Annotated in this window: 19 protein-coding genes and 1 pseudogene; 15 read left to right on the top strand and 5 right to left on the bottom strand. The window is 39.5% G+C overall.

Annotated features, from left to right (window positions below):
* Positions 1–246 precede the first annotated feature (246 nt).
* From ACVBD2_RS09080 to rpsI, 4 genes are all read left to right on the top strand, one after another.
* Positions 247–1140 (top strand): ABC transporter ATP-binding protein, encoded by an 894-nt coding sequence (locus ACVBD2_RS09080; protein ID WP_461685652.1) that lies wholly within the window; start codon positions 247–249, stop codon positions 1138–1140.
* Complete coding sequence (locus ACVBD2_RS09075; RefSeq protein WP_461685651.1) at positions 1137–2336, top strand: ABC transporter permease; 1200 nt, start codon at positions 1137–1139, stop codon at positions 2334–2336. Before ACVBD2_RS09080 ends, ACVBD2_RS09075 begins: the two co-directional genes overlap by 4 nt.
* Positions 2337–2546: 210 nt before the next feature.
* Positions 2547–2993 carry a 50S ribosomal protein L13 gene (rplM, locus tag ACVBD2_RS09070; protein WP_001044624.1) on the top strand — a complete coding sequence of 149 codons (447 nt, stop codon included), beginning with the start codon at positions 2547–2549 and terminating at the stop codon, positions 2991–2993.
* A gap of 18 nt (positions 2994–3011) precedes the next feature.
* Positions 3012–3404 carry a 30S ribosomal protein S9 gene (gene rpsI, locus ACVBD2_RS09065; RefSeq protein WP_000075973.1) on the top strand — a complete coding sequence of 131 codons (393 nt, stop codon included), beginning with the start codon at positions 3012–3014 and terminating at the stop codon, positions 3402–3404.
* Between the two features lie 131 nt (positions 3405–3535).
* On the opposite strand, the gene ACVBD2_RS09060 is transcribed toward rpsI, so the two are convergent.
* Positions 3536–4690, bottom strand: a complete 1155-nt coding sequence (locus ACVBD2_RS09060) for a tyrosine-type recombinase/integrase (protein ID WP_461685650.1) — start codon at positions 4688–4690, stop codon at positions 3536–3538.
* 51 nt (positions 4691–4741) lie between these two features.
* A complete protein-coding gene (locus ACVBD2_RS09055; RefSeq protein WP_000181350.1) occupies positions 4742–5260 on the bottom strand; it encodes a helix-turn-helix domain-containing protein in 519 nt (172 codons plus the stop codon).
* Between the two features lie 147 nt (positions 5261–5407).
* Here ACVBD2_RS09055 and ACVBD2_RS09050 point away from each other — a divergent pair, with 147 nt between their 5' ends.
* From ACVBD2_RS09050 to ACVBD2_RS09035, 4 genes are all read left to right on the top strand, one after another.
* Positions 5408–5689, top strand: a complete 282-nt coding sequence (locus tag ACVBD2_RS09050; protein ID WP_000005472.1) for a hypothetical protein — start codon at positions 5408–5410, stop codon at positions 5687–5689.
* A gap of 8 nt (positions 5690–5697) precedes the next feature.
* Complete coding sequence (locus tag ACVBD2_RS09045; RefSeq protein ID WP_001014727.1) at positions 5698–6537, top strand: phage replisome organizer N-terminal domain-containing protein; 840 nt, start codon at positions 5698–5700, stop codon at positions 6535–6537.
* Positions 6538–6896: 359 nt separating this feature from the next.
* Entirely contained in the window at positions 6897–7229 is a 333-nt protein-coding gene (locus ACVBD2_RS09040; RefSeq protein WP_001220782.1) for a hypothetical protein, read from the top strand.
* Positions 7210–7404 (top strand): hypothetical protein, encoded by a 195-nt coding sequence (locus ACVBD2_RS09035; RefSeq protein ID WP_000469564.1) that lies wholly within the window; start codon positions 7210–7212, stop codon positions 7402–7404. Before ACVBD2_RS09040 ends, ACVBD2_RS09035 begins: the two co-directional genes overlap by 20 nt.
* Before the next feature lie 460 nt (positions 7405–7864).
* On the opposite strand, the pseudogene ACVBD2_RS09030 reads toward ACVBD2_RS09035, so the two are convergent.
* Together ACVBD2_RS09030 and ACVBD2_RS09025 are read right to left on the bottom strand one after the other, a co-directional pair.
* Positions 7865–8242 (bottom strand): annotated as a pseudogene (locus ACVBD2_RS09030) (hypothetical protein).
* Between the two features lie 251 nt (positions 8243–8493).
* Complete coding sequence (locus ACVBD2_RS09025) at positions 8494–8667, bottom strand: FanG protein (protein WP_071788300.1); 174 nt, start codon at positions 8665–8667, stop codon at positions 8494–8496.
* Between the two features lie 28 nt (positions 8668–8695).
* Between ACVBD2_RS09025 and ACVBD2_RS09020 the strand changes: the two genes are divergently transcribed.
* From ACVBD2_RS09020 to ACVBD2_RS08990, 7 genes are all read left to right on the top strand, one after another.
* The gene (locus ACVBD2_RS09020; RefSeq protein WP_000615750.1) at positions 8696–9310 is read left to right on the top strand and encodes a CadD family cadmium resistance transporter; all 615 of its coding nucleotides are present in this window, start codon (positions 8696–8698) and stop codon (positions 9308–9310) included.
* Between the two features lie 11 nt (positions 9311–9321).
* Entirely contained in the window at positions 9322–9660 is a 339-nt protein-coding gene (cadX, locus tag ACVBD2_RS09015; RefSeq protein ID WP_461685649.1) for a Cd(II)/Zn(II)-sensing metalloregulatory transcriptional regulator CadX, read from the top strand.
* 782 nt (positions 9661–10442) lie between these two features.
* Positions 10443–11408 (top strand): hypothetical protein, encoded by a 966-nt coding sequence (locus ACVBD2_RS09010; protein WP_461685648.1) that lies wholly within the window; start codon positions 10443–10445, stop codon positions 11406–11408.
* 204 nt (positions 11409–11612) lie between these two features.
* On the top strand, positions 11613–12299 hold the full coding sequence (locus ACVBD2_RS09005) for an XRE family transcriptional regulator (RefSeq protein WP_215805033.1): 687 nt from the start codon (positions 11613–11615) through the stop codon (positions 12297–12299).
* Positions 12300–12302: 3 nt separating this feature from the next.
* Complete coding sequence (locus tag ACVBD2_RS09000; RefSeq protein WP_461685647.1) at positions 12303–13718, top strand: Y-family DNA polymerase; 1416 nt, start codon at positions 12303–12305, stop codon at positions 13716–13718.
* The gene (locus ACVBD2_RS08995; RefSeq protein WP_125441698.1) at positions 13715–14077 is read left to right on the top strand and encodes a hypothetical protein; all 363 of its coding nucleotides are present in this window, start codon (positions 13715–13717) and stop codon (positions 14075–14077) included. Before ACVBD2_RS09000 ends, ACVBD2_RS08995 begins: the two co-directional genes overlap by 4 nt.
* The gene (locus tag ACVBD2_RS08990) at positions 14070–14363 is read left to right on the top strand and encodes a DUF5960 family protein (protein WP_461685646.1); all 294 of its coding nucleotides are present in this window, start codon (positions 14070–14072) and stop codon (positions 14361–14363) included. The genes ACVBD2_RS08995 and ACVBD2_RS08990 overlap by 8 nt, the downstream gene beginning before the upstream one ends.
* Positions 14364–14723: 360 nt before the next feature.
* Here the strand turns inward: ACVBD2_RS08990 and ACVBD2_RS08985 are convergent, their stop codons facing one another.
* Complete coding sequence (locus ACVBD2_RS08985) at positions 14724–21014, bottom strand: alpha-L-fucosidase (RefSeq protein WP_461685645.1); 6291 nt, start codon at positions 21012–21014, stop codon at positions 14724–14726.
* Between the last annotated feature and the right edge of the window lie 206 nt (positions 21015–21220).

Below are 21220 nucleotides of genomic sequence, written 5' to 3'. Positions count from 1 at the left end.
TCAATCCATCCTTCGGGGTGGATTTTTAGTTTCAAAAGGACAGTTCAGGATCAAAAATGGACAATTGAGGAGTAAGAGCACCTTTATGCACTTTAATGGGCTATAATTGTTCTATCACTTGGGTACTCAAAATCCTTAGAGAGTTTAGTTTTTAAGGAAGGATGAACAAGATAAAAATGTACATAAATCCTTGTAAAGGCTATCAAAAAGGAGTATAATAAGTGCAACATATTTCGGAGGTGGAAAATGCTAGAAGTAAGAAATCTAGAGAAAAGTTTCGGTTCCAAGCAAGTCTTGTTTGGTGTAGATTTTCAAGCAAGTCCAGGACGGATTCTTGGGCTTGTAGGGAAAAATGGTGCTGGGAAAACAACGATTTTCCACAGTATGTTGAAATTTTTAGAGTATCAAGGAGAGATCAGTCTGGATGGGCAGGAGATTCGTCAGGAAACCTATGCTCGAATTGGCTATCTGCCTGAGGAACGCAGCCTCATGCCCAAGTTGACAGTCCTTGAGCAAGTTCGTTACTTGGCGACTCTAAAAGGCATGGATGCTAAGGAAGTCAAGGAAAAACTCCCTCAATGGATGGAGAAATTGGAAGTGAAAGGAAAGCTGACTGATAAAATCAAGAGCCTCTCCAAAGGGAATCAGCAGAAAATTCAGCTTATTATCACCCTGATCCATGAGCCTGACTTGATTATCTTGGATGAACCTTTTAGTGGTTTGGATCCAGTCAATACTGAGTTGCTTAAGCAGGTCATCTTGAAAGAGAAAGAGCGCGGTGCAATCATTATCTTTTCTGACCATGTTATGACCAACGTCGAGGAACTTTGCGATGATATTCTGATGATTCGTGATGGGCGTGTGGTCTTACATGGACCAGTCCAAGAGGTTCGCAATCAATACGGGAAAACACGTCTCTTTGTTTCAAGTGAACGAAGCAAGGAAGAACTGGAAAAACTTCCTCACGTCAAACAGGTGAGCTTGACCAAGCAAGGCAGTTGGAAATTGATCCTCGATGATGAGAGTGCTGGAAGGGAACTCTTCCCAATCCTGACTCAAGGTCAATATATTGCGACCTTTGACCAACAAGCTCCAACAATCGATGAAATCTTTAAACTAGAATCAGGGGTGGAAGTATGAGAAATATGTGGGTTGTAATGAAGGAAACCTATCTTCGGCATGTCAAGTCGTGGAGTTTCTTCTTTATGGTGATTTCGCCGTTCCTATTTTTAGCCTTATCTGTGGGAATTGGCTATCTCCAAGGGTCTTCTATGGCCAAGAATAGCAAGGTGGCAGTGGTGACAACGGTGCCATCTGTGACAGAAGGACTCAAGGGTACCAATGGGATTAACTTTGACTATACAGATGAGGCCAGTGCTCAGCAGGCTGTCAAGGATGAGAAAATCAAGGGTTACCTAACCGTCGACCAAGAGGACAGCATCATCAAGGCCGTCTATCATGGTGAAACCTCTCTTGAAAGTGGCATCAAGCTAGCTGTAACCAATAAGCTAAATGAACTGCAATACCAACTCAATCGTTCGGCAGCCAATTTGTCTCAAGAACAGGAAAAACGCTTGAGTCAAACTGTTGACTTTACTGAGAAGATTGATGAATCCAAGGAAAATAAAAAAATTATTCAAACCATTGCGGCCGCAGGGCTCGGTTTCTTCCTTTATATGATTTTGATTACCTATGCTAGCGTCACTGCTCAAGAAGTGGCTAGCGAGAAAGGAACCAAAATCATGGAGGTGGTCTTCTCTAGTATCCGAGCTAGTCATTATTTCTACGCTCGCATGCTAGCTTTGCTTCTTGTGATTTTGACCCATATTGGGATTTACGTCGTGGGTGGACTGGCTGCCATTCTGCTCTTTAAAGATATCCCTATCTTGGCACAATCTGGTATTTTAAACCACTTGGGAGAGGCCTTCTCGCTCAATACCTTATTGTTTGTCTTGGTTAGCCTCTTTATGTACGTTGTTTTGGCAGCCTTCCTAGGATCCATGGTTTCTCGCCCTGAGGATTCAGGAAAGGCCTTGTCGCCATTGATGATCTTGATTATAGCAGGATTTGTCGGTGTGACTTCTCTAGGTGCTGCTGGGGACAATTTAGTTCTGAAAATTGGTTCCTATATTCCTTTCATCTCGACCTTCTTTATGCCATTTAGAGCTATAAATGGGTATGCAAGTGGTCTGGAAGCTTGGATTTCTCTAGCCATAACGGTTGCTTTTGCAGTCACTGCAACAGTCTTTATCGGACGTATGTATGCCAGCCTAGTCCTTCAAACGGATGATTTGGGAATCTGGAAAACCTTTAAACGTGCCCTAGCTTACAAATAGGAGAGCCTCGCGAAAGCGAGGTTTTTCTAGATGTTAAACAGCGAAATCAGTAAAAATATTTTTCATATCTATTGACTTTTAGTAGTAAAATTTGGTATGATAGTAGACGGTATTGTTTACCCCATTTGTAAGGCCCCGGAACCTTTCAAATACCCCGCGGACCGGAACATCCGCCCCGTAAACAAAAACGATATTCATATAGGAGAAATCATGAACAAAACTACATTCATGGCTAAACCAGGCCAAGTAGAACGCAAATGGTACGTTGTTGACGCAACTGATGTACCTCTTGGACGCCTTTCAGCAGTTGTTGCTAGCGTACTTCGCGGAAAAAACAAACCAACATTCACACCACACACTGATACAGGTGACTTCGTAATCGTTATCAATGCTGAAAAAGTTAAATTGACTGGTAAAAAAGCAACTGATAAGATCTATTACACTCACTCAAACCACCCAGGTGGATTGAAACAAATCTCTGCTGGTGAACTTCGTTCTAAAAATGCAGTACGTTTGATCGAAAAATCAGTTAAAGGTATGCTTCCACACAATACTCTTGGCCGCGCTCAAGGTATGAAATTGAAAGTATTCGTTGGAGCTGAGCACACTCACGCTGCACAACAACCAGAAGTTCTTGATATTTCAGGACTTATCTAAGGAAAGGAACAATAAAGTATGTCACAAGCACAATATGCAGGTACTGGACGTCGTAAAAACGCTGTTGCACGCGTTCGCCTTGTTCCAGGAACTGGTAAAATCACCGTTAACAAAAAAGATGTTGAAGAGTACATCCCACACGCTGACCTTCGTCTTGTTATCAACCAACCATTCGCAGTTACTTCAACTGTAGGTTCATACGACGTTTTCGTTAATGTTGTAGGTGGTGGATACGCTGGTCAATCAGGAGCTATCCGTCACGGTATCGCTCGTGCTCTTCTTCAAGTAGACCCAGACTTCCGCGATTCATTGAAACGCGCAGGACTTCTTACACGTGACTCACGTAAAGTTGAACGTAAGAAACCAGGTCTTAAGAAAGCTCGTAAAGCATCACAATTCTCAAAACGTTAATCAATACGATTATATCAACGTTTCAAAGCACTTTGCAAAGATTTTGCAAAGTGCTTTTTTGTCGATTTTTGAGCTAGAATAGCTTTGTGATAACCTTCTGATAACCTCTTCTAAATTTTAAAAATCATGATTTATTTTGCTTTATTGAGATAATCTGCAAATTTGTCAATAGAGTTTTTCTCACCAGTTTTCGTGGTGTGAGTATAGACATCTAATGTCATCTGACTGCTTGCATGACCGAGACGTTTTGATGTATTAGAAGGATCGATTCCAATTTCAGACATAAGTGTTGCATGTGTATGTCTAAACCCATGTGGGCTAATTGGTTTTAATTTATGCTTTTTAATAATTCGATTCAGTACGTTATTAATGTAATCAGCATGCAAAGGTTCAATTTTGTCATTACTTGATATGTAAGAGAACATATATTCGTTACTAATATTCAGCTTGGTAATAGGAAACTGAGATTGTTCTTTCAGATAGAAATTTCTCCATTGCTTAATAATATCGATTGTCTCATCATCAAGATAGATTGTACGAACTGAAGATTCATTCTTTGTGCTCTTTTCAATCGCTTTACCGTCAATTCTTCCTAGACTTTTATCTATGTTCAATAGATTGCTATCAAAGTCAATATCAGCCCATTTTAAAGCGTATAACTCCCCTTTTCGTAGTCCACTAAATGCAAGAAGTCTAAATAAAGCAAAATGTTTAAATGGCTCAGTTTCTTTCACTATATCAAGGAAATGATGTAATTCCTCCAGAGACCAAAAATTATCTGATCTAGTTTTTTTTATTTTAGGCATGATAACATTCTTCATTGGATTTCGATCAATGTAGTTCATGTTGATTGCAAAATCAAAAATTTTTGAGGTATAGGATTTTATCTGTTTGATATTTTTGAAAGTCTGAGATTTTTGTGTAATAAAGTTTTGACAGTCTAAAGGACTGATTTGCTCGATAAATTTATCTCCAAATACTGGTAGAATATGTATTCGATAGATATTCTTTGTTTGGGAAGAAGTTGTTTCTTCAACGGTACCAACATAAGCCTTAAACCATTCATGATAAAGTTCTTTATAAGTGACTTTGGGATTAGATTTTTCGGTATTTACTGTGGGGGAGACGACACCAGCTTCTAAACGAGCTTCGTACAATTTTGCCTCCTTTTTGGTTTTGAATCCTCTCTTTAAGTGCCTTTTTTTCTTTCCATAAGCATCTAAGCCAATGTAAAAGCTGACATAGTAAAGGATTCCTTTTTTTGTTTTGTATTTGTGTATAGACATTTTTTCTCCGTATCTAAGTTTTCGGAGCTTATGTAATTGAGAAATGAGTGTCTATCTATTTTTTCTATCTTCTTGTCGGATAGCGTATTCGTCTGTTTTAATCCAGCTCTGCCAAACTTTAGAGTCTTTATTTTGGTGATTCATATAGTCTATAAACTCAGACATAAAACGTTTGTTTTTCTCAGCTAGGTATTCTGAGAATATATGACGAAATTCATCTGAAAAACTATCATCAAGTGGTAGTGTTAATGCCCTTTCGCCAAATTCGATACTTTTCTTTAACTTCTCCATATCGCTTTTAAAAGGTGTTACAGAACCAATTTTAGATGTTTTGAAACTATCTGTAACAATTTTAAGATTTGATGGAGCGTGTGGGTTGCTATCAAGTCCCATAATGTAAGCGACGGAAACATTAAAGTATTTTGCCAATTTTTCAGCATTATCTTTTTTAGGTTTGCGGATTCCTTGATTGTATCCAGAAAGTGTAGGATAGGCTATATTTGTAGCTTCGCTAATTTCTGTCAATTTTTTTCCGCTATTTTCTATCAGTTTAGTAATATGATTCGTCATAAGAACCTCCTTTTTATCATTATAACACATTTTATTCTTTTTGAATAAAAAAGCTTGACAAAAATTCAAAAAGGATATATAATTCAAAATGAATAACAAATTAAATGGTTTCGGAGCTTATTTAATTTAGAAATGAGGTGTGAATTTATGTCGGAAACTACTTTAGTTGTCCAGCTTCCTAAAGAATTAGAGAAGCAATTACGTGCTCACTATGATGAGATGATTTCAAATGCTGTAGCAAGAGTATTTGAAGATAAAGAACTTTATAAACCTATGGTTCGTATGTCAGGTTTGTCTAGGTGGTTAGATGTATCTACGACAACAATCCAAAAATGGACGAAAGAAGGAATGCCAACCATGGTGATTGATGGAGTGACTTTATACGATAAAAGAGCAGTAACACGATGGTTGAAGCAATATGAAAGATAGGTACTCGTATGAATGGTGTTCAGTGGATCAAGATAACAACAGATATATTTGATGATGAAAAAATTCAGCTAATAGAATCAATGCCAGAAGGAGATACTCTTATTGTAATATGGTTTAAAATTCTGGTGCTTGCAGGAAAGCAAAATAATAGTGGCATATTAAGTCTAGGGAACAAGGTTTATTACACAGAAGAGATGCTTTCAACAGTGTTTAGGCGAAAGGCTACATCTGTAAAATTAGCTCTCAGCATGTTTGAAGAATTTGGCATGATAGAAATCATAGATGGCGCTATTACCATTCCAAAATGGGAGAAACATCAGAATATAGATGGACTAGAAAAGATTAGAAAACAAACTAGGGAACGTGTTGCTCGTCATAGACAAAAACAAAAAGCACTAATTACAGGCGAGCCACAACTCGTTTTAGACTGTAACGTTACAGTAACGGATGAAAATGATAATGTAACGCAAGAGATTAAGAACAAGAGTAAGAATAAGAAAGAGATTGAGAATATACTGGATAATAGTTCTAGAAAGCCTGAAACTTATATTCCACCCAAATATTATTCTTTGTTAGAATCCATTTCTTATAAGTACAATGATAGATTTTTGTATCCTAACAATTACACTTTAACACATGCTCAGAAGATGAAGATAGGCGAGTATTTGGCTAGTGGGTATGTAACTAGTGATGAAGTCATTAGCATGATTGAACGGATTCCTGAGGATGCGACGTCTCCTTTGGCGTATTTATTTAAGTCTATGGAGAATTTAAAGCAGGAACGTATGCTGGAGTGCAAAGCTATTGCCCATGAAAATGCCCGAAAGAAGTATATGATAAATGAGTAGATATAGGACTGTTCTAAAGAAATGTTACATCACTGAGGAGCAAAATGAAATAGTGAATAACTTGATTGAAATGACAAATCATCTAAGTTTTTCCTCTTATGCCAGAAAAATGTTATTTAAGAGCTCGCCTATTTATCTTCAATTTGATTTTGAATCTTATCATGACTTTATATTTCAAGTTGGAAGAATTATCAATAACTTACGTCAGTTAGAAAGAATAGCAGAACAAAGTGAGGATTTGGATAATGTAAGGATATTTCACTACTGCGTTGAGCTGATGATAGAATATGAAAAGAAGACAAGTAAACAAGTGAAAGAACTTGTAAAACGACTAAATAAGAAAACGAGGTGATAGGACCATGAGAATAAAATCTGTGTTGAAACAGGTGTTTTTGACGGAAGAAGAAAATAAAAAATTAAATGATTGTATGAGGAAGGAAAATATTCGTAATTTTTCTGAGTTTGCTAGACAAAAATTAATACGAACAGATTTGAACATCCAAAAAGTCTCTTTTGAAGGTTTAGTTCCTTTAACAGAAGAGTTGGAACAAGTCGGAAAGAATATCAATTCTATAGCCCGTCTTGCAACTGTAGTTGGGAGAATAAGCTATGAAAACAAAATGGATATGTCTATTTTGATGCAAAAAATAGTTGATGTGATGGAGGAAAAAGATGTTTATTTTCAAAAGTAATATGGATAAGGATTTTGATCAGATATGTGAATACATATTGAAATTAAAGCGAGCAGAATTATTTCTTCATGGAATTAAACAACAAGATAAAACGAAGGCTCGTTTGTATCATGCGATGCTGGAATACTATGATGCTAACCATAAAAAAGAAAGACATATGAGAATTTTAAAATAAGGAAACGCTGTTAAAAATTTTGCAGCGTTTTTTATATATCTTCTTAAAATATTTGTACACACAAATGACAGTCAAATTGATTTTTGGGATTATTTTATTGAGAAGGAAAGATTTCTCATAATATGACTTTGCGAGCTCAGAGTCTGTATACACACACTCCCAAAATCATCCTAAAATTTGTATACACAAAGTGTATGTACTTTTTGGGATGATTTGAATTTTGGGGAATCCCCAAACCCCTGATGAATTATACGAGCAAAAAAATTTGGGAGTAAGTTTTAGAAAGAACTATTCTAAAGTATTTAAAATCTGACTTTAAGTAAATTTTTTATTATGTGACTATTAGCCTGTCTCACTCTGCTAGGTGCGAGACAAAAAAATACCCGCTATGCGGGTGTGTACTGACCCCCAAAAGTTAGACAGAAAAAATCTAACTTTTGGGGTCAGTACAAAAGCGTTTTTATTGTATAAAGAATATCAAATAGTTTGAGGGTTTTACTTGTCGCTGTATTTCTTCACTATCCTTTTTGTAATACTCCTGCTTTGTTCCTGAAATATCTACAGTGAATACGTCATCCTTGAAGGTATAATTCTCTTTTCGGTTTATGATATTAGAGCCAGTCGGTTCGATTGTTGCACTGTCTTTATCAATTGTAAAGGTGTCGGCCTCTCCTTTGTTGCTATTTCCTTTGTTACCTGAAATGGTAAAGGCAACTTCATTTCTACTCTCGTTTATTCAACGGTATTCGCCATCTAAAGAATTGCTTGATTGGTTAGAGCATGCAATTAATAAAATTGTAGATAGAGACACTAAAAGTAATGTGATAAATCTTTTCATTTACATACTTTTTATTTCTATATTATATTAAAGAAACATTACATAAGTAAGACAGTAATTTTTTAGGTTGATCTCTTTCTTTCGGGAAAATCATTATGTTTCGGAAAGTCAAGATTTTGTTATTATTTATGATATACTGGTACCGTAATTATATCCTTACAGAGGTTAAGTAAGGGTTTCAGTACACGCCAATAGATGTCAAAATATTGATTTTAAGCGATTTTTGATTTTTGGAAACTCATTATATCGCACTACAAATCAATAAAAACTGTACCTTTTTTAGATAAATATATTATCTGGATATTGAAGTTAAGCCCTGCTGTCATTTCGATGGCAGGGCTTTTTAATATTTGGTACACTAACTTCTTATCTATATTTTGGTGGATTTTAAGTTGACATCTACAAAGTTTAATGTTAGAATACATTCAAAAATATATTTGAATGAGGTGTTTTATGATTCAAAATGTTGTTACTTCAATAATCCTGTATTCTGGGACAGCCGTAGACTTACTTATTATCCTAATGTTATTTTTTGCCAAAAGAAAAAGCAGAAAAGACATCATTAACATCTATTTAGGACAATTTCTAGGCTCTGTTAGTCTAATATTGCTAAGTTTGCTTTTTGCATTTGTCTTAAATTATATTCCTAGTAAAGAGATTTTAGGTTTACTCGGTTTGATTCCAATTTTCCTAGGTCTCAAAGTTTTGCTTTTAGGAGATTCTGATGGAGAAGCTATTGCCAAAGAAGGTTTGCGCAAAGATAATAAAAACCTGATATTTCTAGTCGCTATGATTACTTTTGCAAGTTGTGGTGCTGACAATATTGGTGTCTTTGTTCCATATTTTACTACCTTAAATTTAGCAAATTTGATAGTAGCTTTACTTACCTTTCTAGTCATGATTTATCTCTTGGTTTTTTCTGCCCAAAAATTGGCACAAGTCTCTTCTGTTGGAGAAATTTTGGAAAAATATAGCAGATGGTTTATTGCCGTTGTTTATTTAGGATTGGGGATATATATCCTGATTGAAAATAACAGTTTTGACATACTATGGACTATATTAGGCTAGGAGAAAATATTATGAAAAAAGATAGTATCTGCCAAGTGAATGTTATAAATCAGCAAAATATTACAACCGCAACGAACTACCTTGAAAAGGAAAAAGTCCAAAAATCACTTCGCATTTTAACAAAATTTACCGATAATAAACAGATAAATATCATCTTTTATCTCCTTGCTGTTGAAGAACTCTGTGTCTGTGATATAGCCTGTTTACTAAATCTCAGTATGGCATCTGCCTCCCACCATCTTCGTAAACTAGCCAATCAAAACATCTTGGATACTAGAAGAGAGGGGAAAATTATATATTATTTTATAAAAGATGAGGAAATCAAAGACTTTTTTAATCAACTAGGATAACAACTATTTTTACTACTTTATCATGATTATATATAGGACTTATCTATGAAATTTTTTGATAAAAATTACTCACAAGAAATAATATATAGAACTGTTTAAATATCTTCAGGATAGAAAAAGAAATTGTCCAGGCACGAAGAAACTGTATATTTGTTGCTAAACTGTACATCATCTTTATGATACAGTATTTCGTATTTCTCAACTACATAAGCTCCGAAAACTAAAATGTGATAACCCTTTGATAACCTCTCGATTTTCAAAAGGATTATATATGTAAATATTGAGGATTTATCTCTTAAAATTACTTGATTTTAGTGATAATTTACCATAAATATCATAATGTAGAAAAAACCAGGTCTTAAGAAAGCTCGTAAAGCTTCACAATTTAGTAAACGTTAATTCGAGAGAATTACTATACTTACAAAGAGCACCTTTCGGGGTGTTCTTTTTTATATTTTCATACTAAATTGGTGCAATTAACACAGTTGTTGCGACTTTAGTCGCTTACAAATGTGGCTGCAATCTGACAAAGTCAGTTGCTTCTAAACGTTAAGAACCAGCTACAATACAGCATTTTCAACACTCCATGGTTCACACCATGGGGTGTTTTTTTCTTTTCTCGTCTTCCCACGGTATTGCTCATGTGGTATAATGAGACAAGGGTTGCTCCTCGTTTCAGACGAGTTTATGGAATTCAGGATAAGTTAGCAGGTGAGACGAGTATTTCTGTCAGTCTCCTATCTACCTGTTAACAACTGTCCAAAGTAAAAGGAGATTGTAGCTTGGTTTTATTAGTATTAGTGCTTTTGGTTTTGCTCATTCTAATCTTAAAAAGGAAACAGAAAACTGGTAAAAAAACTGGAGGAAATCCCAAGAAAAGAAATTGGCTATTAATAGGTTGCTTATCCATAGTGATCCCAATCGTAATCTTCACAATGAGTAGTCCTATTCTTGCTCTAATGGATATGTGGGGGCTGTTTGCCCATGCAAGTCGAACTGAGATTGAGCAAGCTGTGTATCGTTCTTATCAAAATTACGGTCTTACAGGACAGTTTGAGTTAGAAAAATACGAGAAAAACTATACAAGTGTGGGAGGATTTATAATCCATGGTACCTATAGTGAAAATATAGCTGGAAAAACCTATCAGGTTAAAACTCGATTTAAATACTATACTCGCTTTTCGGAAAATAAAACATATAGAAAGACAGATGCAGAGGTTGATTACAAGAATTATAAAAAAATTTATGATGTTTTCCCAGAATTAGCCTATTTAGGGATTGAGGTTAGTCCAGGCACCAGCGAATTTTTAAAAAGCTTGGACAGTTCAATCAAAGATCCTAAACTGCCTGATTTGAAGTATCAAGGTATTGGTTTTGAATTTAATAACCAATCTGATAATATCTATCTTTATAATGAAATATTAGAGGAAAATCAAAGCAAGGGCCAAGCTCTGCAAGGGATGTATCCAATGGATGCTCAATATCTTTTCCAAAAAGAGATTTTTATACCGACATTTGAATTTCAATATTTCGTTCCGAAGGAAAAAAGAGATCTCTTGTATGATGACTATCTTAAAGAGCTTGAAGCGCTCATGAAGGAATTTTTTGCCAACCAACCCCTACCAAGAGGTATTTATGCTGTAAAAATTGCTAAGTATAAAGAGGATAAACTTGTCAATGATAGTGGTGTATACTATGTGAGGATTGATAATCAGCAAGTTGTAAAGCTGTTGCAAAAATTAGAGTAGGAGTTGCTAGGGCTAGTCCAGTTTTTTGTTCAGAACCTCCAGTTGTGTCTGTTAAAATTTGATTTTCCCAGTGGACAATTGTCCACTTTTTTTATATAATAAAACTAAACCGAATTGGTTGAGTTTTAGAGGTGTAAGCTCAACCATCGATTTGTTTTTCTAAGAGAGATATTCTCAATAAAACATCACAATAGGAGGTGAAGTATGTACCAACCAGAAAAACTCAAGGCTCGGAGGAAAGAGTTGAAACTGACACAGAAGGAAATTGCAGAGCAACTTGGGATTAGTTTTCAGGCTTACTCGGCTTGGGAACGTGGAATTAAGGAACCGTCTCAGGAGAAGGTTGCCCAGCTAGAGAACATTTTAAGGGTAGCAAAAGGATATTTCACTCAGATTGAGATTGTCCGTCTCTACAATAGCCTCTCCAAGCAAGGGAAGGACAAGGTTGTTCTTTATGCTCGCCACTTGGCTCAAGAGGAACAAACTCAGAAAGTGGCGACCGTGCCAGAGCGCCTCTACGAGTATCGTGTCTATGAACGCATGTCAGCAGGGATCGGGGCTTCGGTATATGACGATAGAAATTTTGATACCGTTTACTTTAATGAAGAACTAGCCCACGATTTTGCTTCCTGGGTGGCTGGGGACTCCATGGAACCTAAATATCAAAATGGTTCAGTGGCTCTGATTCGGGAAACAGGATTTGACTATGATGGGGCAGTTTATGCAGTAGTTTGTAACAACCAGACCTATATTAAACGGGTCTATCGGGAGGAAGATGGTTTGCGTCTGGTTTCTATAAATCCTAAATACAAGGACATTTTCATCTCCTATGAGGAAGATCCTCGGATTGTGGGGATTATTGTTGGGAATTTTGTGCCAATGGAGGGTTAGCCTATGGGCTACTTTGATTATTCCAGAGAGCCCAAAAGTGATATTGCCTTTGTTGATATGAAATCTTTTTATGCCAGTGTCGAGTGTGTGAAAAGGGGCTTGCATCCGCTGAAGACCTCGCTTTGTGTCATGAGTCGCGCGGATAATTCTACTGGTCTTATCCTAGCTTCCTCTCCCATGTTTAAGAAGATTTTTGGCAAGTCCAATGTTGGCCGGGCCTATGATCTGCCTTTTGATATCAAAACGCGCAAATTTTCCTATTACAATGCTCGAAAGCAAGGCTTGCCTACTGACTCAGACTATGTTCGCTACATCGAAGATTGGGCTCAAGTGACCTTGATTGTGCCACCTAGGATGGACGAATACATAGCGGTCAATATGGAAATCCAGCGAATCTTTCAAAACTATGGTAGTCCAGATGATATTTATCCCTACTCTATCGATGAGGGCTTTATCGATCTGACTAGTTCGCTCAACTATTTTATCCCAGACAAGAGTATCTCTCGCAAAGACAAGCTGGATCTGCTTTCTGCTCGCATCCAGAGGGATATTTGGAGGCAGACAGGGATCTACTCTACAGTGGGTATGTCCAATGCCAATCCCTTACTGGCTAAATTGGCTCTGGATAATGAGGCCAAGCACACTCCGACCATGAGGGCCAACTGGTCTTACCAGGATGTGGAAGAGAAGGTTTGGGCCATTCCTAAGATGACGGACTTTTGGGGGATTGGCAGGCGGATGGAGAAACGCTTGCATGCTCTGGGGATTTTTTCCATCAGAGAATTAGCTACAAGCAACCCAGACCAGCTACAGAAGGCTCTGGGTCAGGCTGGCCTGCGTTTGTGGTTTCATGCTAACGGGATTGATGAGAGCAATGTTCACAGGCCCTATAAAGCTAAGTCCCAAGGGTTAGGAAATTCTCAAATCTTGCCGAGAGACTATGTAAAGCTACGGGATATTGAAATTATTCTCCGAGAAATGGCGGAGCAGGTGGCTATTAGGCTGAGAAGGGCGGGCAAGAAAACAACCCTTGTCTCTCTCTATGTTGGTTTCTCTAAACAGGAGGTCAGGTCGTCTATTCACACACAAATGAAGGTCGAACCGACCAATAATACAGCTATCTTAACAGACCACGTTTTGAAGCTATTTCATAATAAATACACTTCTGGAGCGGTCAGAAGTGTTGGAGTCAACTATTCAGGATTTGTGGATGAGTCCTTTGGCCTGATCTCCCTCTTTGATGATGTTGACAAGTTAGAAAAAGAAGAAAGGCTCCAGACGGCTATTGATGCCATTCGGGAACAATTTGGTTTTACCTCCCTCTTAAAGGCCAATGCACTGGAAGAAGCCTCTAGGAGTCTTGCCAGAAGCAAGCTGATTGGGGGGCATTCTGCTGGAGGATTAGATGGACTAAAATGATTGATCGTTCTTATTTACCCTTTCAATCTGCGCGTGACTATCAAGATCCAGGGATGCAGAAGTGGATGGGTTTTTTCCTCTCAGAGCATACTAGTTCACTCGGTGAAGAAAAAAATCGGGTAGCTTTCTCGACGAGTTTGAATCTCGTTGAGAAGTTAATCTTGCTTTCGCAGCTGTATGTCGGGCAACTGAGGGGATGCTTTGTGGTCAAGGAAAAGAAACAAAAAACGACTATCGTCGGCAAGGTAAGCGAATTATCACCTCAAACTCTATCTATTAGGACCAATGAGGGCTATAGGCTGGTAGAGGTAGCAGATGTCCTCGAAATTCGATTGTGGGAGGGGGGAGTGTATGACTAGAAAAGAGTTGTATGAAAACAAACTGCAGATGGATTATTTTTCAGATAGTTACATCCGCTTTGAAGAGGATTTCCAAAAATACTCTGCCTTGAATGTTCCCTTGACTTTTTTGATCGATGATATCCTACGCACCATGGCGATGAATCAGAAGAACTACTTTGTTTTAAACAAGGAAAATGCCAAGGATGGGCGGGAGCATCGCTTTTATTTTAGGGTAGTGACGGAAAAAGAGTGTCCCAGAAATCGAACCTATGCATATGCTGGACTCAAAAATAGTAGTCAGTGACTAGATGTGGAAGAGGGAAGTCTGATTTAGGAAAGATGGCTTGTGAACGTCAGAAAATCTCATGGTATTAGAATTCGAAATGCCATCTTATATTTGTGGAGTTCTTTCAGAAACTTATGATGGATGTTCTGATGAGATAAGGCAAGGGGCACTCTCTTTTTTAGATGAGCGTTTATTTGAAAACGTGGTTTGATTTGAGAACAGCTATTCTCAATGATCATCTTACTTTATAGAGTCATACCAAAACATCCATGTATATTTGTGGATGTTTTTTAATTTTACAGATAGAAAAAGAGAAGACCAAATGGTCTTCTCAACGGGGGAACGGAATAATTAGAAAGAATCAATCAAAGAGGGTTATTAGTCTTTGAAATTCTTTTGGAAGATCAGGAGAGACAAGATAGAAGTGATGGCTGCCAAGAAGAGGAAGGCACTTGCTTCTTGTTCCCCAGTTGCAGGGAGTAGTCTTTCCTTGTCTTCTTTGACTGTAGCTGTAACAGGAGCTTTTTCATCTTTTGCTGATGAATGATCTGTTACGGCTGGAGCAGGTTTTTCAGTCTCTCTTGGTAGAACATACTCAGGAAGAGTCACAACTGGTGGCGCTTCTGTTCCAACTGAGCTTTGTTTGCTACCTACCTCAATCACTCGATCTTGAGCTGGAGTTGCTTCTGTTTGGAGAACCTTGCGATTGTCACCGTCCACTTCAACATACTCGACTATCAGACCGTCTTTCCCTTCTGATAGAACTTGCTCTTTTCCTTTGTCTAATTGTGGGTTTTCGCGACGAATAGTCTTGAATGGTACGACCTTATTGACGATTTCCAAGCTTGGAAGTGTAAAGACAAGGTCTTTAACCCCTTCCTCAGGACTTGAAGAAGTAATTGGTTTCTCAGGTTGCGCTGGAGTTTCCGGTTGAGTCGGATTTTCAGGCTGAGCCGGTTTTTCAGGTTGAGCCGGTTTTTCAGGTTGCGCTGGAGTTTCCGGTTGAGCCGGTTTTTCAGGTTGCGCTGGAGTTTCCGGTTGAGTCGGCTTTTCAGGCTGAGCCGGTTTTTCCGGTTGCGCTGGAGTTTCCGGTTGAGTCGGCTTTTCAGGCTGAGCCGGTTTTTCCGGTTGCGCTGGAGTTTCCGGTTGAGTTGGTTGTTCCGGTTGAACTGGCTTTTCAGGCTGAGCCGGAGTTTCAGGCTGAGCCGGTTGTTCAGGTTGAGCAGGTTTCTCAGGTTGAGCCGGTTTTTCAGGCTGAGCCGGTTTCTCAGGTTGAGCAGGTTTCTCAGGCTGAGCCGCTTCGAGTTTGTTGATTTGTTCGAGAGCGGTTTCTAGTGCTTGATTGACTGCTTCCTGAGTTTTAGCTTCTTGGATTGCAGCAATGGCTTGGTCAGCAATTTCTAATAATTTCTTCTTAGCTTCCTTGTCGGATCCAATCTCAGCGACTTTTTTCTCGATAGCTTTTGTCAAGCTGTCCATAGCCTTATCGTACTCAATTTCCGGTTGTTTTGGTTCAGCTGGTTGCTCAGGCTGGTCAGGTTTCTCAGGTTGAACAGGTTTCTCAGGCTCAGCAGGTTTTTCCGGTTGAGTCGGCTTTTCAGGCTGAGCAGGTTTTTCAGTCTCAGCAGGTTTCTCAGGCTGAGCAGGCTTTTCAGGCTGAGTTGCTTGGAGCTTGCTGATTTGTTCGAGAGCAGTTTTTAGCGCTTGATTGACTGCTTCCTGAGTTTTAGCTTCTTGGATTGCAGCAATGGCTTGGTCAGCAATTTCTAATAATTTCTTCTTAGCTTCCTTGTTGGATCCAAGTTCAGCGACTTTTTTCTCGATAGCTTTTGTCAAGCTGTCCATAGCCTTATCGTACTCAATTTCCGGTTGTTTTGGTTCAGCAGGTTGCTCAGGTTTAGAAGGTTCTTCAGGCTGTTCCGGTTGCTCTGGACTAGGTTCCTCTTGGCCTCTTTGATAGTTCTCATCCTTGGATAGGATATCTTGTAGGGCACTGACTGTCAACATGACATCCTGAACATCCACTGCATCAGCACTGAGTTGGTTTCTCAATTTTTCTAGATTTGCTTGGAATGCTTGGCGTGCGGTAGCCGTATTTTTCAAGCCTGCTGGATCAAAGTTTGAAAGATCGTCTTTCCATTTTGAGATAGACTGGATGATATCTGCCTTGCTGTAGAGTTCGCTACCTTCGCCACGAGTGATGAATTGGTCTACCTGAATACCGATATTTTGAGATAAATCGTTTCGATCAGGATCTAGTTGAAGTGTGACTGCGTGCAAGTTTTCGTCCAGACCTTTTAGGCTAACCAGAGTTTGATTGCCTTGGCGTTGGGCTGCACGACCGCTAAAGTATTTCTTACCGTCAATGGTTGAAGCATTTCCCATTCCATCTTGGTAAGGAACTTCTTTGCCATCTAGGAAGACTTTGTAGACACCATGATTTGGATCAACATAGCCCTTGATATCAAGTCCAGTACCGTAGAAGTAAGCTGTTACGGTTGTCTTTTTCTTTTGCTCATCAGTTAAGCGACCAAAGGAAGCCCAAGACTCTGTCTTTTGGTACTTATCTGCGGAATTGGTTTCATGGTGCCAGCCAGGACTGTAATCCAACTGACTAGCTTGGTCATCATAGCTTGTTTGATCCTTGATTAGCAATTCAGCTTTCATCACTTGGATGGTTGCATCGGTAGCAAAACCGAGCAAGGCACCATCAGAAACAGAAGTGAGCTTGGCTTTAAAGTCAAAGATAGAGTCGGCTTGTTCTGTAAAGTCAATCGTTGGGATGGTAACAGTCTTTTCTGTTTCTCCATCTTCAAAAGTCACATCTTGAGTTGTATCTTGGTAAACTTTACCGTGAACCCCAGTTCCAGGTTCTGTGATGAAGCGCACAGTAGCAGCCCCCTTGCTTCCACCAACACGTTTAATTTTAACAGTGACTGGTTTTCCTTTTTCGACTTCGTAGTTGGTAGACTCGAGTTCAAACATTCCCTTGCTATCATTGTTTAGGGTATAGATTCCTTCTGTAGCAATTGGTTCACCTGTTTTATTAACGAGGGTAATGGTGTGTTGACCAGGTGCTAAATCATCTGTTTCAAAGACTTTTTGGCTACGTTTACGGCTAGCATTCTTAGTTTGGACATCGGTAACCTTTTGACCATCAACGTAGACGGACATTTCTCCATGACCTGGATCGACCGTAGAGACGACATAGGCCTTGGTTCCTGTGAAGGTATAGCTTACTTTGGCATCTTTTTGATTGGTCCACATAGAAGTGCCACGAACACCTTCAGATTCATTGTACCAAGTTGTTCCAGCTGTATCTGCCGTTGTGTTTGAGTGGTATTCAAGTCCAAGAGGGTAGCCATCTGTCTTTTCAATGCTGCTTGGTGTCTTGTAGACTGAGAAGTTGGTCAAGATTGGAGTTGCTTGAGCACCGGTGATGGTCACACGGATTTTTTGTGCCTCTACAGGCTTGCCTTGAACCAAGCGACGGTAACCAACGGTCGAACCTTCACCGTATGTCACCCAACGTCCGTTGATTTCGACTTCAATCTTGAAACCAGAGATACGTTGGCCTTTGGCGATATCTTCCTTGAGTTCAACAACATCAAAACGCCTCTTTTGTCCTAAATCAACTGTAAAGCTACCGGTTGTGGCATCATTTGAGAGCGCCCAGCTAGTATCATCTTTACCGTCTGTCAGGTGACTTTCTTTGTAGAGGTGGTTCTGACGGGTAGAACTTGCTGTTACAGTTGCCCCTTTGGCAAAATCAGTCGCATACATTTGGTCTAGAGTTGCCTTGAACTCCTTCAAGCGAGCCACATCCGCATCTGCAAATTTTCCTTCTTTATTTGGTGGAATGTTGAGAAGGAGTGGGGTTCCACGACCAACAGACTTGAAGTAGATATCCATCAACTCTTTGAGTGATTTCGGCTGTTGATTGTCATGATAGAACCAGCCCGAACGGATCGAAACGTCAGCTTCCCCTACAGAGTACATATCACCATCTGGGTCACCATGGTTGAGGTATTCATTTTTCACATCGTCTGTGATGTTGGCACGTTTGACTTTATGCCAGACAGGGTCACCTGCGATACCTCGTTCATTTCCGATCCAGCGAACGCTTGTCGGTTGAGCAGAGAAGATAGCAATATCTCCTTCAGCTTCTTTGATGTATTTGAACCATTCATCGAAGGTATAGGTTACTTTTTGGGCACCGCTACCACGTGCACCGTCCATCCAAACCTCGATAAATTTCCCTTTATTACCGTATTTCGGATTACCAAGGATTTCTTTCAGTTGGTTGAGATAGTATTGGTTGTATTCTTTTTCAGTTGCAACATGGTATTTAGGATGATTGGCATCCCATGGGGATAGGTAAACCCCCATATTCATGTCATACTTGCTAGCAGACTTGGAAACTTCTTCGAGAAGGTCACCCTTTCCATCTTTCCATGGACTAGCAGCTACGGTATGGTTGGTGTACTTAGATGGGTAAGCAACGAATCCGTCGTGGTGTTTAACAACCATAATGGTTCGTTTGAAGCCCGTTTCTTTCAGAGTGCGAATCCACTGGTCAGTATCCAAGTTGGTTGGATTGAAGTATCGAGGGTCTTCTTTCCCATTTCCCCATTCAGAATTGGTATAGGTGTTCATTCCGTAGTGGATGAAGGCTGCCAATTCTTCCTTGTGGTAATCGAGTTGGGCCTTGCTTGGAAGAGGTCCATGGTTGCCAATTTCGGTTTCTTTATCTTCTGGATGAGCCACTGGTGGAGTCGGTGTCGTTGGATTAGCTGTATCAGCGACTGGCTCGTATTCAAAGACGACCTCATTCACCCCTTTTTGCTGGATAGTTGCTTCCAGGCTAGCCTTGACTGGACGGTAGCCAGCAATGTCTTTTGCATGGAAGGTGTTGACAAAGGAAACGTCATACTCTTGGCCGTCATTGTTATCAACTGTCGCTTCCGCTAGTTCAGTAGTGGTTCCTTTTTGACGGTAGTAAACTTTGAAGGAGCCTTTGTTGACTTTATAGACCACCTTGATGACACGTGTACCAGCAGGCGCTTTGCTGACAACATTGTGATCTTCAGTCCAAGTATCTTTTAGTTGTTTATTAACTGCTACGCCATCAATGGATACAATTTCGTATTTGTCTTTATTCTTCTGATAGAAGTCCGTCTTCTCGATTTCTTTTTTGAAATTATAGTCAAATGGCGAATCAACAGCTGTCTGTTCGATAAAGGTGTCATTATCTTTGACAGGATTTCCTTCTTCGTCTTCGTGTTGGATAACCACACGACCGTATTCAACTCCCTTGGTCAAGGTAGCAATCCCATCTTGGTTGAAGGAATATTCGTTGCTTCCGATAACAGCTGTTTCGTTCCGAAGCATACGTCCTTCATCGGTAAAGTAGTAACGATTTCCGTTATCACCTTGGTACCAGCCTTTCACACCATACTTGGCAATCATGTCCTTAACCCATTTCAGTTGTTCAGGTGAAAGGACGAGTCCGCCACCAAAGCGATCCTTTTCAGCCACACCATTGTCAACGGTTCCGTGTTGGTGAACCCCCAGAACTTTTCCTTGGCTATCGACAATCCCGCCACCAGACAAACCAGATACAGAAGTGGTTTTATAGGTGATACCAGTCGTTCCCTTATCATCATAGGACTCAACAGATCGGATGGTCCCATCTGCCTTGTAAAGCTGACCAGCTAGGATAGGTTGTTTCAGTTCTTTGGAGCTCGAGTCAGTTGGATAGCCAATCGTACTGATGGCTTCTCCCGGCTGATGCGTCTTGTGCTCCGCTAAAGGCGCAAAGGTTGCTGCTTTGTTTGGACTAGCAATCGGAAGAGGAATAGGAGCTTCTACAAGAGCAAGGTCGTTCTTATAGCCTTTTCCAAACTCCTTCTTATTCCAGAAATGGATATCCTTTTCTCTGAATAAAACCGTAGTTCCAGAAGATGGCAGTGAATTTTTCTTTTCGCTGTTTGAACCAACGTTATAGTAGAACTGGGCAGATTTTCCACCACGAATGTGACCCTCGCCAGTTTCTTTATTGGCCTCTAAGAAGTTATGAGCAACGGTAAGGATCAGGTTAGGTGCTACAAAGATACCTGAGCCTGAAACGAGGTAGCGTTGTTCCCCTGCATTGTAAGTGCTGTAAACCATAGTAGCAGCAGTAGCAGGTTGCCCCTCGTAGTTGATGTGTTTGAGGTCTTGTCCACCGTTAATGATGGCACGGTTTCCGTTCTCAGCTTCTTTTGGAGCTTCTTCCTTGTCCTTTAGAATGCTCTTAGTTTCTACTTTTGGACTAGCTTTCTGGTCAACGATAGTAGTCGTATCGAGTTCTTTGACAGGTGTGTCTGGATAGGCACGGTCCTGAATGTCTTCAGGGAGCAAGTCAGCACTGTTGGTATCTGCAGCAGGTGTTTCTTGTTTTTCAGCTTCTACACGGTCTTCTTCTTTGACTGGTTCAACCTTGGTCTCTTCTATATCTGCTACTTGTTTCATTTGCTGATCTAAATTGGATGTTGTGGCAGGAGACGTTTCGTCTGCACGCACGGTTCCAGAAGCAAAAAATGCCAGTCCGACGATAACAGATGCCACACCTACAGTCAACTTCCGAATGCTAAATGTTTGCCCTTTTTCAAAAAGGTATCGATTCATAATATACTCCTAGTTTTTAGAAAGGCAGTCAGCTACTGCCCAAGCCCAAGTCTGACTTGGTTACAACTTGATTTAATGAAAAAACTCTCTGATAATTTGTAAGCCACCTTACCTCCTGTTTATAAAGCGCTTTCATTTTAAGATAAAAAAATTTAAAAGGTCATTTCTCCCTTAAAATGACTGAAAACTTTTAATATAACAAATAT

It is taken from the genome of Streptococcus sp. KHUD_018, from assembly GCF_054861215.1.
The sequence above is the reverse complement of the archived record's forward strand: the minus strand, read 5'-3'. Positions and strand labels throughout refer to the sequence as shown.

Bases quoted from the DNA above. Each gene is read 5' to 3' on its own strand.
- ACVBD2_RS08995 (WP_125441698.1), top strand. From the start codon at position 13,715: ATGATTGATCGTTCTTATTTACCCTTTCAATCTGCGCGTGACTATCAA.
- ACVBD2_RS08985 (WP_461685645.1), bottom strand. From the start codon at position 21,014: ATGAATCGATACCTTTTTGAAAAAGGGCAAACATTTAGCATTCGGAAG.
- ACVBD2_RS09045 (WP_001014727.1), top strand. From the start codon at position 5,698: ATGAATGGTGTTCAGTGGATCAAGATAACAACAGATATATTTGATGAT.
- ACVBD2_RS09025 (WP_071788300.1), bottom strand. From the start codon at position 8,667: ATGTATTCTAACATTAAACTTTGTAGATGTCAACTTAAAATCCACCAA.
- ACVBD2_RS09000 (WP_461685647.1), top strand. From the start codon at position 12,303: ATGGGCTACTTTGATTATTCCAGAGAGCCCAAAAGTGATATTGCCTTT.
- ACVBD2_RS08990 (WP_461685646.1), top strand. From the start codon at position 14,070: ATGACTAGAAAAGAGTTGTATGAAAACAAACTGCAGATGGATTATTTT.
- ACVBD2_RS09040 (WP_001220782.1), top strand. From the start codon at position 6,897: ATGAGAATAAAATCTGTGTTGAAACAGGTGTTTTTGACGGAAGAAGAA.
- ACVBD2_RS09055 (WP_000181350.1), bottom strand. From the start codon at position 5,260: ATGACGAATCATATTACTAAACTGATAGAAAATAGCGGAAAAAAATTG.
- cadX (WP_461685649.1), top strand. From the start codon at position 9,322: ATGAAAAAAGATAGTATCTGCCAAGTGAATGTTATAAATCAGCAAAAT.
- rpsI (WP_000075973.1), top strand. From the start codon at position 3,012: ATGTCACAAGCACAATATGCAGGTACTGGACGTCGTAAAAACGCTGTT.
- ACVBD2_RS09035 (WP_000469564.1), top strand. From the start codon at position 7,210: ATGTTTATTTTCAAAAGTAATATGGATAAGGATTTTGATCAGATATGT.
- ACVBD2_RS09050 (WP_000005472.1), top strand. From the start codon at position 5,408: ATGTCGGAAACTACTTTAGTTGTCCAGCTTCCTAAAGAATTAGAGAAG.
- ACVBD2_RS09075 (WP_461685651.1), top strand. From the start codon at position 1,137: ATGAGAAATATGTGGGTTGTAATGAAGGAAACCTATCTTCGGCATGTC.
- ACVBD2_RS09080 (WP_461685652.1), top strand. From the start codon at position 247: ATGCTAGAAGTAAGAAATCTAGAGAAAAGTTTCGGTTCCAAGCAAGTC.
- ACVBD2_RS09005 (WP_215805033.1), top strand. From the start codon at position 11,613: ATGTACCAACCAGAAAAACTCAAGGCTCGGAGGAAAGAGTTGAAACTG.
- rplM (WP_001044624.1), top strand. From the start codon at position 2,547: ATGAACAAAACTACATTCATGGCTAAACCAGGCCAAGTAGAACGCAAA.
- ACVBD2_RS09020 (WP_000615750.1), top strand. From the start codon at position 8,696: ATGATTCAAAATGTTGTTACTTCAATAATCCTGTATTCTGGGACAGCC.
- ACVBD2_RS09060 (WP_461685650.1), bottom strand. From the start codon at position 4,690: ATGTCTATACACAAATACAAAACAAAAAAAGGAATCCTTTACTATGTC.